The organism is Hymenobacter caeli, assembly GCF_013294115.1.
Taxonomy (GTDB): Bacteria; Bacteroidota; Bacteroidia; order Cytophagales; family Hymenobacteraceae; genus Hymenobacter; species Hymenobacter caeli.
The window spans coordinates 64,089-78,331 of the sequence record NZ_JABSNP010000021.1 but is presented as its reverse complement, the minus strand read 5'-3'; the positions used below and the strand labels follow the sequence as shown (position 1 = coordinate 78,331).

Here is a 14,243-nt window from a genome sequence, read left to right as displayed (position 1 = left end):
TGGATTAAAATCTGTCTTAGCAACTTAATGCTCAGACGACTTGCTAAACGGGCAATATCCAAACCTGACGATTGATTTATCCTATACCCTCTTAGGTATCTGGGTGGTGTACCTGGTGGGGCAGCGGCAGTGGCGCTGCCTGCCACTGCTGGGGCTGGGCTACGCGGTGTACAGCGCGGTGGGTGCGGCGGTGTTCGGCGAGCCGGGCTGGGTGTTCGGGCACAATCCCTACGCCACCACTTCGGTTTACGGGCACGGCCCCTGGACCACCTTCGTCTTTGCCCTGCCTTCTTTGCTGGGTTGGGTGCTGGCGGGGCTGGCGGGGCTGGGCGGGGCCCGCATGGCGCTCGGCTGCCTGCGGCGGGCCCGCCGCCAAGCGCCCCGGTTCCGCGCCGAGCTGCTGCTGGTGTACGGCAACATTGCGGTGTTCGTGCTGGCCCACACCATTTTCTGGGCCGAAGGGCTGTTCAACTCCTTCGGCCTGACGCGGGTGCTGGCCGTCACCGCGCCGCTGTTTGCCGTGGTGGCCCTGAACGGCCTGGACTGGGCCGCGGCGCTGGGCCGGACGCCCGGGGGGCAGCGCCGCATCCGCGCGGGGCTGATGGGAGCAGCGGTCGTGTTTTTATTTACAGGAGCCCGCACCGCCTTCCGCTGGCAGCGCGACTTTGGCGTGGCCCCCGACCAGCAGCTGGCCAACCAGGCCACCACCTAGCTGCGGAAAACCGACGGCCCGGCCGCCCGGCCCTTGGCCTACGAGTACTCCTACGTGGCCCTGGCCATGCACAACGACCCGTTCGACCCCAAAGCCCACCTCAGCGCCGTGCAGGGGGGCGGGCCCACACCGAGCAGTTGCCCGTGGGTACGCTCGTGGTGTGGGACGACTGGTTTAGCGGCCACGGAGCCCACCTATCGCGGGCCCAGCTGCGGGCCGACCCTCACTTGCGCCCGCGCTGGGAAGGGGCCTTGCCGCGCGACCCCCGCCACCCGGAGCACGACACCACGCGGCTGGCCGTGTTCGAGCGGGTGCGGTAGCCGCCCTACCGGTTCTGGGCCAGCACGTCCACCAGCACCCGGAAATCCTTGGGGTAGGGCGCCTCCACCGTGATTTCCTCGCCCCCGAGGCCCGCGAATTGCAGGCGCAGGGCGTGCAGGGCGAAGCGCTTGATGAACGGCTGCTCGGTTTCGCCCTCCTTCAGGTTGAACTTCTTTTTGAGCGAGGAAAGGAAAAAATCCTCCCCGCCGTACATGCCGTCGCCCACGATGGGGGCCTGGAGGTACTGCAAGTGCAGCCGAATCTGGTGCATGCGGCCGGTCACGGGCTCGGCCAGCACGAGGGCGTGGCGGGCGTAGGCGTCCACGGTGGTGAAGTAGGTTTCGGCCTCCTTGCCCTTGTAGGCGAGGCGGGCCTTGCCGCGGGTGGTGGTTTCGATGTGGCGGTCCACCAGCTGGTGCTCCAGCTGCGGGGTGCCCCAGACCACGGCGTGGTACTGCTTTTTCACCTCGCGGCTCTCGAACTGCATGGCCAGGTGGCGGTAGGCCTCGGGGTGCTTGGCGAAGGCCAGGGCCCCGCTGGTGTCGCGGTCGAGGCGGTGGGCGGCCTGGATGTCGTCGTGGTGCTGGCGGGCCATGCGCAGCAGGTTCGGGGCCCCGCCCACCCGCTCGTCGAGGGTGGCCAGAAAGGGCGGCTTGTTGACGACCAGGTAGTCGTCGGTTTCAAACAGGACCAGGTCGGCGAAATTCGGAAGCTTCATAATCGCCCCAAAGATACCGCCGCCCCGCCCGGGGCCCGCCCCTACAGCTGCCCGCCCAGCCGCCGGGCCGCCGCGGCCAGGGCCGCCCCCACGCAGTCGTCGAGGCCGCGGCCCTGCATCCAGCCGGTGAGAAAGCCGGCCCAAAAGGCGTCGCCGGCCCCGGTGGCATCCTTAATGTCGGCCACGGGCGCGGCCGCTTGGTGCTGCCAGGGGCCCCCGGCGGCGCGGTACCACACGCCCGCGGCCCCGCAGGTGAGGCACAGGGCCCGGGCCGGCACGTCCTGCAAAAAAGCCTTGGCCGCGGCGGCCCCCAGCTCGGCCTGCCCGGTGAAGCGGGCCACGTCGTCGAGGCTGACCTTGAGCAGCGGCTGGTGCGCGAGCAGCTGCTGCCACACGGCGGCGGCGTTGTCGGCCCGCCGCCAGATGGGCTCGGCGTAGTTCCAGTCCACCGATACGGGGATGCCCTGGGCGGCGGCCGCGGCCAGCGCGTCGAGGATGCGGTGCTGGGCCGGCTGGCGGCTGAGGGCGAAGGCGGTGGTGTGCACCACGGCGGCCCCGGCCAGCAGGGCGGCGTCCACGGGCGGCAGGTAGCGGTCGGCGCTGCGGTAGGGGATGAAAGCGGGCGTGGCCCGGCTGCGCCCCACCACGATGATGCTGGTGGCGCGGTCGGGCAGCTGGGCCACGTGCTCGGTGCTGATGCCGGCGGCCACCAGGCTGCGCAGCAGGATTTCGCCCAGGCCGTCCTGGCCCACGGCGGCCACCAGGCGGGCCGCGCCGCCGCAGTGCTGCACGAAGCGGCACAGGTTGGCCGGGCTGCCGCCGGCCACGGCCTGCAAGGTGGTCACCTGCGACAAGTCGCCCACAAAATCGGTGGTGAGGATGTCAATCAGGGCCTCGCCGATGGCGAGCAGGCCCCCGGAAGCTGGGGTAGCAGTGGTCACAATAGAAGGGGCTTTGGGTGAGCTGAGAGCTGTTGGGTATTAGAGCGGTTTTCGGGTCGGGGTACCCGGTGCGGTAGAACGGAGTGGCACTCCGTTTGGCGTTCGCGCGGCAACGGAGTGCCACTCCGTATCTACACGCCGTCGTCACTGCCGGCACATTAATTTGAAAACTAGTATAAGTTGTTGGTTGCTAGCTGATATTGGGGCCGAAGCCGGCCGGGGGCCGCCCGCTGGTCGAGCGGGGGGCCGGGGCGCGGGCTAAGTAAGCAGGTGCCGGCCCCGGGCGGCGGCTTCGGCCAGGAGCCAGCCGGCGGCGCTCCAGGTGCAGTAGGGCACGCCGATGGGCTGCTGGGTGCGGCCGTGCAGGTTCTCGTAGAAGCCCCAGCGGGCCGGGTCGGTGGGGTTGAGGCGGTTGGCGGCCACCAGGCGCTCGAGCAGCAGGGGCCCCGGCGCGGGGGGCCGGTGCTGGAACAGGGCCGCGCCCAGCCAGCCGTTCCACACCGGCCACAGGCCCCCGTTGTGAAACTCGTGGGGGTGGTTGCGGAACTCGTAGGCGTAGTTGTCCACCAGCTCGGCCATCAGCGGGTCGGTGGGTTCGATGGCGGGGTCGAAGGCCGGGAGCAGGCCGGGCAGCGCGGCTAGGCGCTGGCCCAGGTAGCCGCGCAGGGCGGCGTCCTGGGCGGGGGTGCCAATTTTCAGCAGCAGCGCCAGCGCGTTGGCCGCCAGGTCGAACTGCGCGTACACCCGCGCCGGGTTGAAGCCCATCAGCCAGTAGCCGGTGGGGGCGTCGCGCAACTGGTGCACGAGGTTGGGGGCGTACAGCTCGGCCGGGTCGCGGGCCGGGTCGGGCCAGTAGTTGCGCTGGATAACCTGCCGGATGACGGCCGCCTGGGCCGTCCAGGCGGCGTGCGCGAAGTGGCGGCCGGCCAGCTCCAGGGCCCACACGCGCAGCAGCTGGTCGTAGAGCACGTAGCCGTGCTGCACGTACTCGTCGGCCCAGTCGCCGCTCTGGGGCACGTACACCAGGTGCTTGCCGTTGAATTCCCAGGCGTCGAGCACGGCAAAGGCCCGCTCCACCCGGGGCAGGTAGGCGGCCGCCAGGGCCGGGCCGTCGGGGGCGAAGTGGGCGTAGTGCAGCAGCCCAATCACGGCCCAGCTCACGTTGTCCACGCGGCCGCAGTTGCCGCCGTAGCTGGCCCGGTCGGTGGCGGGCGTCACGTTGGAAGGGAAAAAGCCGGTGGGGTGCTGGTGGTCGAACAACGTGACCAGCGTGGCCCGGAACGTCGGCCGCAAGCCTTCGTCGCCCGCGAGCAGCGCGGCCAGGCCGGTAATCACGCCGTCGCGCGTCCAGACGCGCTGGTAATTGGCCACGTCGGTGGGGCTGGCCACGAAGCCGGCCGGGGTGGCGGCGGCCCGCAGCAAGGCCAGCGCCTGCCGGGTGGCCTCGGCGGTTTCGGGCGGTAGTTCGGTCACCGTTGGCTGCATGGGTAAGCGGATAAGGGCGTTGGGTTGGAAATAAAGAGTTAATAGCTCGCAGCGTAGCGCTAGCGCCCAAAAAAGAACGTCATTTCGAGCCTGCCGAGGAATCTCGCGTGCTTCGTTGAACGATTCGCAGGCGGCGCACGCGAGATTCCTCGGCAGGCTCGGAATGACGTTCTTTTTTACAAATCATTTTGAAACGAGTATACCAACTCTTGCTTTTCTCCTTCCCTTTCTTCACGAACCCAAAGCGGGCTCGCCGGGAAACGATTCTTCCAAATCGAGGGCGCTGGTGCTGGGCGGGCGCACCAGCAGCACGGCCACGCCGCCGGCCAGCAGCAGGGCCCCGGCCAGGCGGATGGCGTTTTCGGGCCGCGCGGCCAGCAGGTGCCGGTACACCCAGGAAAAGGACAGCGTTTGCAGCAGCATCGGCACCACGATGAACAGGTTGAAAATGCCCATGTACACGCCCGTGCGGGCCTTGGGGATGCTGCTGGCCAGCAGGGCGTAGGTGGTGCCCATCATGCTGGCCCACCCGATGCCCAGGCCCAGCATGGGCCACAGCAGCTGGGCGGGCTCGGCGAAGCCCGGCAGCGCCAGCAGCCCCAGCCCGGCGGCGGCCAGGCTCAGCAGGTGCACGGCGCGGGCCCCCAGCCGCCGGGCCAGGGCCGCCAGGGCAAAGGCGCTGCAAAACGTGACGATGTTGTACGTGCCGTTCACGCGGCCCGTGAGGAGCTGCGCGGCCGCGAAGCCCGCCGAGTGGGCATCGGCGGTGTGGTACACGGTGCGGGCCAGGCAGAGGGTGATGTACTGCCAGTAGCAAAAAATGCCGTACCAGCTGAAGAGCATCATCGGGGCCATCTGGCGCATGGGCCGGGGCATGTCGCGCAGGGCCTCGCCAATTTCGCGCAGGGCCCCGCCCAGCCCGCCCGGCGTGGCCCGGATGCGGGCCACGGCCGCCGCGTCCAGCGGCTGCTCGCGCGTTTTGAATACCGAGTACAGAATGGCCCCGATTGACACCACCCCGCCGATGAAAAACGCCACGTAGGTGGTGTAGGGGATGTTGTTCGAGCTGCGGGCCGTGGCGCTCACCCAGCCAAAGTACACCAGCACCGAGGGCGTGAAGTTGGCCAGCGTGATGCCCAGGCCCGTGAAAAAGCTTTGCGTGAGGAAGCCCGTGGCGTGCTGCTCGGCCGGCAGCTGGTCGCTCACGAAGGCCCGGTAGGGCTCCATCGTCACGTTGTTGGCCGCGTCCAGAATCCACAAAATGCTCGCCGCCATCCACACCGCCCGGCTGAAGGGCATCACCAGCAGGCACACGCTGCAAATGATGGCCCCCGCGATGAAGTACGGCGTGCGCCGGCCCCAGCGGCTGGTGGTCCGGTCGCTCAGGGCCCCGATGATGGGCTGCACCAGCAGGCCCGTCAGGGGCCCGGCCAGCCACAGGTAGGGCAGCTTGTCGGGGTCGGCCCCCAGGTAGGTGTAAATGGGGCTCATGTTGGTCTGCTGCAAGCCGAAGCTGTACTGCAAACCAAAAAAGCCCACGTTCATGCTCAGGATGCGCCCGAAGGGCAGGGCCGCCAGGCGGTTGGCGGTGGTGGGCACGGCAGCGGCGGAAAGGGCCATAAGTATTGAGTTAAAGATTGGGGCTGGGCAACAGCTTGGAGGCATAAAGCTTGCTCTGCCTGCCGCTTGGCATTTGAAAAACTGTTTGCAGATTCATTTTTGCCCGTCATGCCGAGCGCAGCCGAGGCATCTCGCGTGCGGCAGTAACCCAATCGGTGCAACTACGCACGCGAGATGCCTCGGCTGCGCTCGGCATGACGTTCAATGTTGTATTCTCAGACCTCCTAAGCAGCTCCAAAGACGAAAAGCTGCTGGTGTTTCACCATCCATCTTTGATTCTCTGTTTTTTTAATTAATCTAAGCCCTTCAGCGGCCCACGGAGTACGTTTTGTGCTGGGGGCCCACGCCGGTAATCTTCACCGACTGCCAGCCCGTGGGCAGGGTGCTTGGGCGCTGCACGATGCCCGCCGGGGTGATGTCGAGCCCGCCGAAGCCCATGAGCACGGCTTGCAGCACGCCGCCGGCCCCCGTGGCAAAGTAGGGGTTGGTGCCGCCCTTGGTTTCGGCCAGCACCCGGAAGGGCGGCAGCAGGTTGGGCAGGTAGGCGTCCTGGAAGAAGTGCTGCGCCTTGGCCCCGTCGCCCAGGCGGGCGTAGAGCAGCGCAAAAATGGCCTGCGTCATGGCCGGCGTGCCTTCGGTGGGCACGCGGGTTTCGTAGTAGGCCAGGTCCCGGCGGATTTGCGCGGGGTCGGTGACGACGTGCAGCGGGTAGGCCAGCAGGTTCACGTCGCCCTGCTTGATGCCCTCGCCGCGGTAGGCGGCGTGCTCCCGGGTCACGCCGTCGGCCATTTTCAGGATGGGGATGTTCTGGGCCACGTGCCGCCAGTCGGGGTCGGCGGGCAGGCCCAGGAGCTGGGCGGCGGCGGCGGCGTTTTGCAGGTTCACGCGGGCGGCGGCGTTGGTGAAGGCGTCGTTGTCCACGTTTTCGGCCCACTCGTCGGCGGCCACCACGTTCTTGAGGTCGTAGTGGCCGGGGCCGTTGCGCTCCACCCGGCTGGCCCAGAAGTCGGCCGTGGCCGACAGGATGGGCCAGCCTTTCTCGCGCAGCCAGGCTTTGTCCTGCGTCACGCAGTAGTACTGCCAGGCGGCCAGCGCCACGTCGGCCGTGATGTGGTGCTCGAAGGGCCCGCTCAGGGCCCACACCGGCGTTTCCTCCACGCCCGAGTCGGCGCTTTCCCAGGGGTACATGGCCCCCCGGTAGCCGTGGGCGAAGGCGTTGCGCCGGGCCAGGTCGAGGCGGCGGAAGCGGTACTCAACCAGCGACTTGGCAATTTCGGGGTGCAGCACCAGCAGGGCCGGGAACATCCACAGGTCGGCGTCCCAGAACACGTGGCCGTTGTAGCCCAGGCCCGAGAGGCCCATCGGCGAGGGCGAGTAGTCGGTGCCGGCCCGCGAGAAGCTGTAGAGGTGGTAGAGCATGGCGTGCACGTCCTGCTGGGCCTGGGCGTCGCCGGTCAGCTGAATGTCGCTTTGCCACAGCGCTTGCCAGGCCCGGGCGTGGAAGGCCAGCAGGCGCTCCTTGCCTTCGAGGCGGGCAAAAATGGTGAGCCGCTCGGCTTCGTTGAGCGGGTCGGGGTGGTGGGCCGAGGTGATGCTGGAGCCCGCCACGGCGTAGGCGTAGGTCTGGCCGGCCTTCAGCGCCTTGCTGAATTTCATCAGGTGCATGTTGCTGTCCCACATCTCGTGGATGATGCGGGGCTCCTGGCCGTGCGGCTCCTCAAATAAAAAGCTGGTGGACGCGCACAGCTGCAGCTTGCCCGTGGGGCTGCGGGCCGACGAGGTGAGCAGGCTGAGCGTGGCGTGGGGCCGGTCGATTTCGTTGTAGTAGTTCTGCACCTCGCGCAGGGCGTCGGGGGCCTCCAGCACGCTGGCGGCCGTGAGGGCCACGTCCTTTTTCGCCGTCACCGCCACGTCCACCAGGGCCGTGAAGGGCAGCTGGCGCAGGGCGTAGTACGTGCAGCGCACGGTGGCCTTGTCGCCGTAGTCGAAGGTGGTGGTCAGGGCCGCCCGCTGCATGTCCAGCTCCTGGCGGAAGTTGGCCACGTCGGGGGCCCCCAGGCGGTGGCCGTCCACTTCCAGGTACATGTTCAGCAGGTTGAAGCTGTTGAGGAAGTTGCTCACCCGGCCCCGGCCGTACTGGTCGTAGGCCCCGGCCAGCACCACGCTCTTCACCTTGAACGGCTCCGGCGACGACACCACGCCCAGCACGCCGTTGGCCACCGTCACGCCGTAGTAGTTGGCCGGGTCCACCTTATCGGCCACGATGCGCCACGGGTCGGGCGGGCCCTGGGCAGCGAGGGGCCCCCAGGCGGCCAGCAGCAGCAGCACCGGCAAGCACACAGATGCTAATACCCCGCGGAGTTCAGTAGTTGGCATTTGAAAAATGTCAGGAGAGAAGGTGGCGCGAAACGAAATAGGGTAAGCCGACGCTTACCCTATTTCGTGTTTCCCGTAATTGCGGCTAGTGTTGGCTAGCTGCAATCCTTTTTAGTACCCCGGGTTTTGGGTGATGTTCGGGTTCACGTCCACCTGCGTTTGCGGAATGGTGAAGAGCAGGTACTTGTCGTCGCTCTGGGGCGCGTCCTTGCGGGGGGCCAGGAACTTGCCGAACCGAATCAGGTCCTGCCGCCGCCATTCCTCGTTGTACAGCTCCCGGCCGCGCTCGTCGAGCAGGCCGGCCAGCGTGAGCGAAGTCATGGCACTGGCCCCCCGCGAGGGCAGCGTGCGGATGTAGTTGACGAGGGCCAGGGGCGTGTTCCCGTAGGCCCCGGCGGTGGTGGCCGTGCCGCCCCGCAGGATGGCCTCGGCCTTCATCAGCAGCACGTCGGCCAGCCGGAAGCTCACGTGGTCGTTCTCCGCGCCGTTGCCGCCTTTGTCTTCGCTGGCGTAGTCCACCGGGTATTTCAGCGGCCGGATGCCCTTTACTTCCAGGTCCGCGCCCACTTCGAATATGTTGACGTCCTTGGTGAACACCAAGGGGTTGCCGCCCCGGTCTTTGAGGGCCGTTTCGTCCTTGAGGTTGTACTGCTGGCCGGCCAGAAGGCCCACGTTGATGTGCTTGCCCGTGTTGACGGCGTTGGGAGAATTGCTGGGATATGCTTCGCCCCGCCGTTTGTCGGTCGCCTCAAATTTGTCGAAAAAATCGCTCGTGGTGGCCGGGCCGTTGTAGCCATTGACGGGAAACATGTTGTAGTGCGACACGAACTTCCAATAGGAGCGCACGTCGCCGCCGTCGCCGTACGTGTTTTCCTGGGTGAAGATGTTCTCTTTGCCGATGGCGGTGTTGTTGGGCGCGAAGTTGTCGAAGTAGTCGGCCGTGAACGAGTACTTGTTACTGTTGATGATTTCGTCCGCCAGCTTGATTACCGCGTTCATGTCGGCCGCGTCGAACGTGGGCGTTTTGCGGTTGGCGTAGGCCCCCTTGTTGAGGTAGCACTTCATCAGCAACACGCGGGCGGCGTCCTGGTTGGCTTTGCCCGCCGGGCCGAGGGGCAGGTCTTTTTGCACGGACTGGATTTCGCTGATGATGTAGGTCAGCGCCTCCGTGCCTTTCCGCAACCGGGCCGGCTGGCTCACTTCCTCGCCGGGGTCGCGGTACAGCACCTGGTCGAACATGTCGAGCAGCCAGAACATGCCCCAGGCGCGGATGAACCGGGCTTCGGCGGCCTGCTGCACGGTGGGGTTGAACCGCAGCAGGTCGGTGGCGGCGTAGGTAATGCCGTTGAGCCCGGTGAAGGTGTTGCGGATTTGCTCGTTGTTGGAATCCCAGTTGTGCAGGTAGAGCTGGCGCCACTTGCCGTTGTCGTCCCAGTCGGGCCCGCGGGTGGGCATGATGCGCTCGTCGGTCGAGACTTCCTCCAGGGCAAAAACGTTGACGCTGCCCTGGATGGGGTCCCGCATGGAATTGTACACCCCCGTGAGCAGCGCCGCGGGGTTGCCGCTCGGAATCTGGTCGGCGGTCAGGTTGCCGTTAATGTCTTCTTTTAACTGGCAGCTGTTGGCTACCTGGAGCAGGGCCACCGTGGCCGCGATGCGAACAATAGTATTTTTCTTCATGGCTGATAAGGGCTAATGCGTTACAGGGAGAGGTTGAGGCCGAAGGTGAAGGTGCGGGCACTCGGATAGCCCATGTAGTCAATGCCGACCGAGGGGACGCTGTTGGCGCCCGTTTTGATGGTATTGATTTCCGGGTCGGCCCCCGTGTAGTTCGTAATCACGAACAGGTTCTGGCCCGTGGCATAGACGCTGGCTCCCTTGAAGGCTTTGCCGATGTTGCCAATCGTGTACGAGAGCGTCACGTTCGACATTTTCAGGTAGTTGCCCTTCTCCAGGTAGCGCGACGAGGCGGACGTTGCGCTGCCGGTCGATTCCTTGACGGGGTTTTCGTAGGTCACCAGCGCAATGTTCTTCCGGGCGTTGATGCCCCCGATGGCGCCCACCGCGTTGAGGGTGTTGTTGTAGATGAGCTGACCAAACACCCCGGTCATGTTGGCCACGAGCGCGAGCTTGCCGTAGCGGGCGTTGGCGCTGAAACCAAGCAGGGTTTTGGGGTTGGGGTCGCCGGCGTAGTAGGCCGGCCCGTACGTTGGCAACCCTTTGTCGTCGAGGCCCAGGTACTGCGGCAGAAAAAAGGAATTGATGGGATAACCGTTCCGGATGGTTTCCACCACCGCCCCGGACAGCCCCTGGCCGTTCACCGCGCCGGTGGGGATGGCCGCCCCCGGCAGGTTGGAAACGCTGTTGCGAATGAACGTGGCGTTGGCGTTGAAGCCCAACCCCACCTTGTCGCTGTTCAAAATCGTGGTTCCGAGCGCAAGTTCTACGCCTTTGTTCACGACTTCGCCCTTGAGGTTGTCCCACTTAACGGCGGCATTCGACGGCCGGGGCTCGCCGGGGATGGTGGGAAACAGCAGGTCGGTGGTCGTCTTGTAGAAGTAGTCCACCGTGGCCGTCAGGCGGTTGTCGAAGAAACCCAGGTCGACCCCGGCGTTGTACTGCGTGTCCGACTGCCATTTCAAGGCGGGGCTGGCGGCGTTGAGCGGGTTCTGGGCCCCGTTGTTGTCCAGCGAGTACCGGGCCTGGGCCGAGCCGGCCGGGAACTCCTGGTTGCCGGTGCGGCCGAAGCCCGCCCGGACTTTGAGCTGCGTCAGCGACTTGTTGCCCTTCAAAAAATCTTCCTGGCTCACGTCCCAGGCCGCGGCAAAAGAGGGGAAGTAGCCCACCCGGTTTTCGGGGCCGAACTTGCTGCTCTGGTCGCGGCGCAACGTACCCGTGAGGAGGTAGCGCTCCTTGTAGTTAAGAATGGCCCGGCCGAAGACGGACTGCAACGCCGTGAAAGGGTCGCTGAAAGAAGTTACAAAGCGCGAGCCGTTGCTGGAATACTGAATGTAGTTCGTGTAGTCCAGGCCGAAGTTGCCGAAGCCGCCCTGGTCGGGGTTGCCGTAGGCCCGGATGTTGGAGCCCGAGCTGGAAAAAGTGGTGTACTCATAGCCCAACAGCGCGTTCAGGTTGAGGTCAGGCGCAATTTTCTTGTTGAAATTCAGCGTGTTGGCAATTTGCTGGGTGCTCAACTGGTTGTTGCCGATGCTGGCCAGCCCCTTGCCCTTGATGTCATCGAAGTTGATGAGGTCCTGGCCGATGGACGTGCGGCGCTCGCCGGTGCTGTAGTTGATGCTGTACAGCACCCGCGCTTCCAGCCAGTCGGTGATTTTGTAATGCGGCGACACGCTGGCCAGGATGGTGGACACCCGGGATTCGTCGTTGAACAGGTTCTGGTACGCCAGGGGGTTGACGAGTTCGCCCGCCTTGATGTTGAGCGTGCCGTCGGGGTTGTAGAGCGACTCGGTCGGGTTCCACTGCAAGGCCTGGCCGATGAGGCTGCCCTGGGAACCGGCGTCGACGGTGATGGGGGCCAAGTTCTCCTTGAACTGGCTGGTGACGATGTTCACGTCCACGCCGAGCTTCTTGCTTTCGAGGAACTCCAGGTTGGTGGAGAAGTTAGCGCTGTACTTCTTAAAACCGGTTTTGCGCACGATGCCGTCCTGGTCGAGGTAGCCCAGCGAGAGGCGGTAGCGGCCGTTGTCGCCGCCGCCGCTCATGGCCACGTTGTAGTTTTGCAGCTTGCCCGTTTGCAGCAGGGCCCCCAGCGCATCCGTGTCAGCGCCCAGGTCGTAGCTACCGGCCCCGGTGGTGGGCAGCCCGTAGTAAGCCAAGGCTTGCCGGTACTGGCCCGCATCGAGCATCTTCTGGCGGCGCAGAATGGTTGAAAAACCGGTCGAGGCCCCGATGTCCAGCCGGGGGGCCCCCGTCTTGCCCCGCTTCGTGTTAATCAGTACCACCCCGTAGGCGGCCCGCGAGCCGTAGATGGCCGTGGCGGAGGCATCTTTCAAAACGGTCACCGACTCGATGTCGGCCGGGTTGAGGAAGTTTAGCGGGTTGCTGTCGGCACCGGCACCGCCAGCGGTCGAAGCGTTCAGGCCCGGCCGGGCCGAGCGGCCATCGAGCGGCACGCCGTCCACCACGTACAGCGGCTGGCCGGTGCCGGTCACGGCCGAGTTGCCCCGAATTTTGATGGTTGCGGGGCCCCCGGGCTGGCCGCTGCTGTTGGTGACCTGCACCCCTGAGGTACGGCCCTGGATGAGCTGGTCGGGCGAGGTGTACGTGCCCTTGTTGAAGTCTTTCTCGCCGATGACCGCCACGGCCCCGGTCAAGTCGCTCTTTTTCACCGCGCCGTAGCCCACCACTACCACGTCGCCCAGCGCTTGGGCGTCGGCGGCCAGCGTGGCGTTCAGCGTCACCGGCTCGGTGCCCACGGTGACGGGCAGGGTTTTGGCGGCGTAGCCAATCGAGGAGAACACGACCTGGTAGGAGCCAGCAGCGAGCTTCAGCTCGTATTTGCCGGCCACGTCGGTGGGCGAGGCGATGTTGGTGCCTTTGATGAGCACCGTGGCCCCGATGACGGGCGTGCCGTTGGGCTCGGACACGGTGCCGCGGATGCTGCCTTGCCCGAGCGCAGTTCCGGCCAGTGCTAGCAACACGGCTAGTAGCCCGGCCCGTACTTGTAAAAATATGGACATAGGTAAAATGGTTTTTGAGTGAAGGTTTGCCTTACGGTTGAGTAAATGTGCGACAATAAGTTAAATAATGCTAAGCAATCGGTTGCGTTTTGATAAAAATTCATTACAAAATCGATTACGTAACCGATTTCGTAGACTAAAACTTTTTGTAGAAAAAATATATAAGCCCCCGGCCAAAGCCGGTTTTGGCTTGGCCGGGGCCCCGCTGGCTTAGCTTTGGCTGCCGCCAGGTATCCTTTTTTTCGAACGGTTCTCCCTCCTCTACCCGCTACTCCGCAACGATGAAACGAGCCACTTTACGCGACATTGCCCAGGCGGTGGGCGTCACCGTGGCCACGGTGTCGCGGGCCCTCAAGGACTACCCCGACATCGGCTCCGCTACCAAGCAGGCCGTGCTGGCCGCTGCCGAGCGCCTGCACTACGCCCCGCACCCGCTGGCCGTGAAGCTGCGCCAGAAAGCCTACAAAGTGGTGGGCGTGGTGGTGCCCCAAATCGTGCACCCGTTTTTCTCGGGCGTCATCAGCGGCATCGTGGACGTGGCCGAGGCCCAGGGCTACCACGTCATCCTCAGCCAGTCGGACGAGAGCTACGAGAAGGAAATCCGCGTGACGCAGATGCTCCAGGCCACCGGCGTGGACGGCCTGCTGGTGTGCCTCTCGGACCAGACCGTGGACGTGGCGCACCTGCAGGCCCTGCAAGCCTACGACCTGCCGGTGGTGCTGTTCGACAAGATTAGCTCCGCGCTGGACGCCAGCACGGTGGTCACCAACGACTTCCAGGGGGCCTACGACGCCACGGCGCACCTGCTGGCCCAGGGCCTCACCCGCGTGGCCCACATCAAGGGCCCCGCCCACCCCGAAAACACCCGCCAGCGCTACGCCGGCTACCTGGCCGCGCTGGCCGCCTACGGCCTGCCCCCGCGCCCCGAGTACGTGGCCGAGTGCCAGCACGTGGTGCACGCCGAAGGGTTCGCCTTCGCCCAGCAGTTCATGGCCCTGCCCGAGCCCCCGCAGGCCATTTTCGCCGTCACCGACGCGGTGGCCGTGGGGGCCCTCATGGCCCTGCGGCAAGCCGGGCTGCGCGTGCCCCAGGACGTGGCCCTGGTCGGGTTCAGCGACTGGGCGGTGTGCGAGCTGCTCGACCCGCCGATCAGCTCCGTGGCGCAGCCGGGCTACGAAATCGGCCGGCAGGCCAGCGAGCTGCTGCTGCGCGAAATCCAGCAGCTGCGCGACGACGAGCCCGTGGCCCACGCCCACCGCGTGCTCGACGCCACGCTGCGCGTCCGGCAATCGTCGCTGCGGGCGGCCGATTTTTCGCCGGCGGTCCGGTAGCCGCATGGCCGGCGGCGCAACGGCCGGCGGAATGCGGGC

General features: G+C 66.0%; 10 protein-coding genes. 3 read left to right on the top strand and 7 right to left on the bottom strand.

Going from position 1 to position 14,243, the window contains the following annotated elements:
• The first annotated feature begins 40 nt into the window (after window positions 1–40).
• Window positions 41–712, top strand: a complete 672-nt coding sequence (locus HNP98_RS18310; protein WP_173811630.1) for a hypothetical protein — start codon at window positions 41–43, stop codon at window positions 710–712.
• A 143-nt stretch (window positions 713–855) separates the two neighbouring features.
• On the top strand, window positions 856–1,032 hold the full coding sequence (locus HNP98_RS18305) for a hypothetical protein (protein WP_173811629.1): 177 nt from the start codon (window positions 856–858) through the stop codon (window positions 1,030–1,032).
• 5 nt (window positions 1,033–1,037) lie between these two features.
• On the opposite strand, the gene HNP98_RS18300 is transcribed toward HNP98_RS18305, so the two are convergent.
• The 7 genes from HNP98_RS18300 to HNP98_RS18270 form a co-directional block, all read right to left on the bottom strand.
• The gene (locus HNP98_RS18300; protein ID WP_173811628.1) at window positions 1,038–1,751 is read right to left on the bottom strand and encodes an RluA family pseudouridine synthase; all 714 of its coding nucleotides are present in this window, start codon (window positions 1,749–1,751) and stop codon (window positions 1,038–1,040) included.
• 41 nt (window positions 1,752–1,792) lie between these two features.
• On the bottom strand, window positions 1,793–2,692 hold the full coding sequence (locus HNP98_RS18295; protein WP_173811627.1) for a carbohydrate kinase family protein: 900 nt from the start codon (window positions 2,690–2,692) through the stop codon (window positions 1,793–1,795).
• Between the two features lie 258 nt (window positions 2,693–2,950).
• The gene (locus HNP98_RS18290; protein WP_173811626.1) at window positions 2,951–4,177 is read right to left on the bottom strand and encodes a glycoside hydrolase 100 family protein; all 1,227 of its coding nucleotides are present in this window, start codon (window positions 4,175–4,177) and stop codon (window positions 2,951–2,953) included.
• Window positions 4,178–4,408: 231 nt separating this feature from the next.
• Window positions 4,409–5,797 carry an MFS transporter gene (locus HNP98_RS18285; RefSeq protein ID WP_173811625.1) on the bottom strand — a complete coding sequence of 463 codons (1,389 nt, stop codon included), beginning with the start codon at window positions 5,795–5,797 and terminating at the stop codon, window positions 4,409–4,411.
• A gap of 306 nt (window positions 5,798–6,103) precedes the next feature.
• Window positions 6,104–8,173, bottom strand: coding sequence for a glycoside hydrolase family 65 protein (locus HNP98_RS18280; RefSeq protein WP_173811624.1), 2,070 nt, complete (start codon window positions 8,171–8,173; stop codon window positions 6,104–6,106).
• A gap of 111 nt (window positions 8,174–8,284) precedes the next feature.
• Window positions 8,285–9,853: a RagB/SusD family nutrient uptake outer membrane protein gene (locus tag HNP98_RS18275; protein ID WP_173811623.1), complete on the bottom strand. Its 1,569-nt coding sequence runs from the start codon at window positions 9,851–9,853 to the stop codon at window positions 8,285–8,287.
• A gap of 20 nt (window positions 9,854–9,873) precedes the next feature.
• Window positions 9,874–12,873, bottom strand: coding sequence for a SusC/RagA family TonB-linked outer membrane protein (locus HNP98_RS18270; RefSeq protein WP_173811622.1), 3,000 nt, complete (start codon window positions 12,871–12,873; stop codon window positions 9,874–9,876).
• Window positions 12,874–13,154: 281 nt separating this feature from the next.
• Here HNP98_RS18270 and HNP98_RS18265 point away from each other — a divergent pair, with 281 nt between their 5' ends.
• Window positions 13,155–14,204 (top strand): LacI family DNA-binding transcriptional regulator, encoded by a 1,050-nt coding sequence (locus HNP98_RS18265; protein WP_173811621.1) that lies wholly within the window; start codon window positions 13,155–13,157, stop codon window positions 14,202–14,204.
• Window positions 14,205–14,243 lie beyond the last annotated feature (39 nt).

Excerpts from the sequence above, each read along its gene's own strand:
- HNP98_RS18270 (WP_173811622.1), bottom strand. The coding sequence starts at position 12,873 with ATGTCCATATTTTTACAAGTACGGGCCGGGCTACTAGCCGTGTTGCTA.
- HNP98_RS18285 (WP_173811625.1), bottom strand. The coding sequence starts at position 5,797 with ATGGCCCTTTCCGCCGCTGCCGTGCCCACCACCGCCAACCGCCTGGCG.
- HNP98_RS18265 (WP_173811621.1), top strand. The coding sequence starts at position 13,155 with ATGAAACGAGCCACTTTACGCGACATTGCCCAGGCGGTGGGCGTCACC.
- HNP98_RS18275 (WP_173811623.1), bottom strand. The coding sequence starts at position 9,853 with ATGAAGAAAAATACTATTGTTCGCATCGCGGCCACGGTGGCCCTGCTC.
- HNP98_RS18290 (WP_173811626.1), bottom strand. The coding sequence starts at position 4,177 with ATGCAGCCAACGGTGACCGAACTACCGCCCGAAACCGCCGAGGCCACC.
- HNP98_RS18300 (WP_173811628.1), bottom strand. The coding sequence starts at position 1,751 with ATGAAGCTTCCGAATTTCGCCGACCTGGTCCTGTTTGAAACCGACGAC.
- HNP98_RS18280 (WP_173811624.1), bottom strand. The coding sequence starts at position 8,173 with ATGCCAACTACTGAACTCCGCGGGGTATTAGCATCTGTGTGCTTGCCG.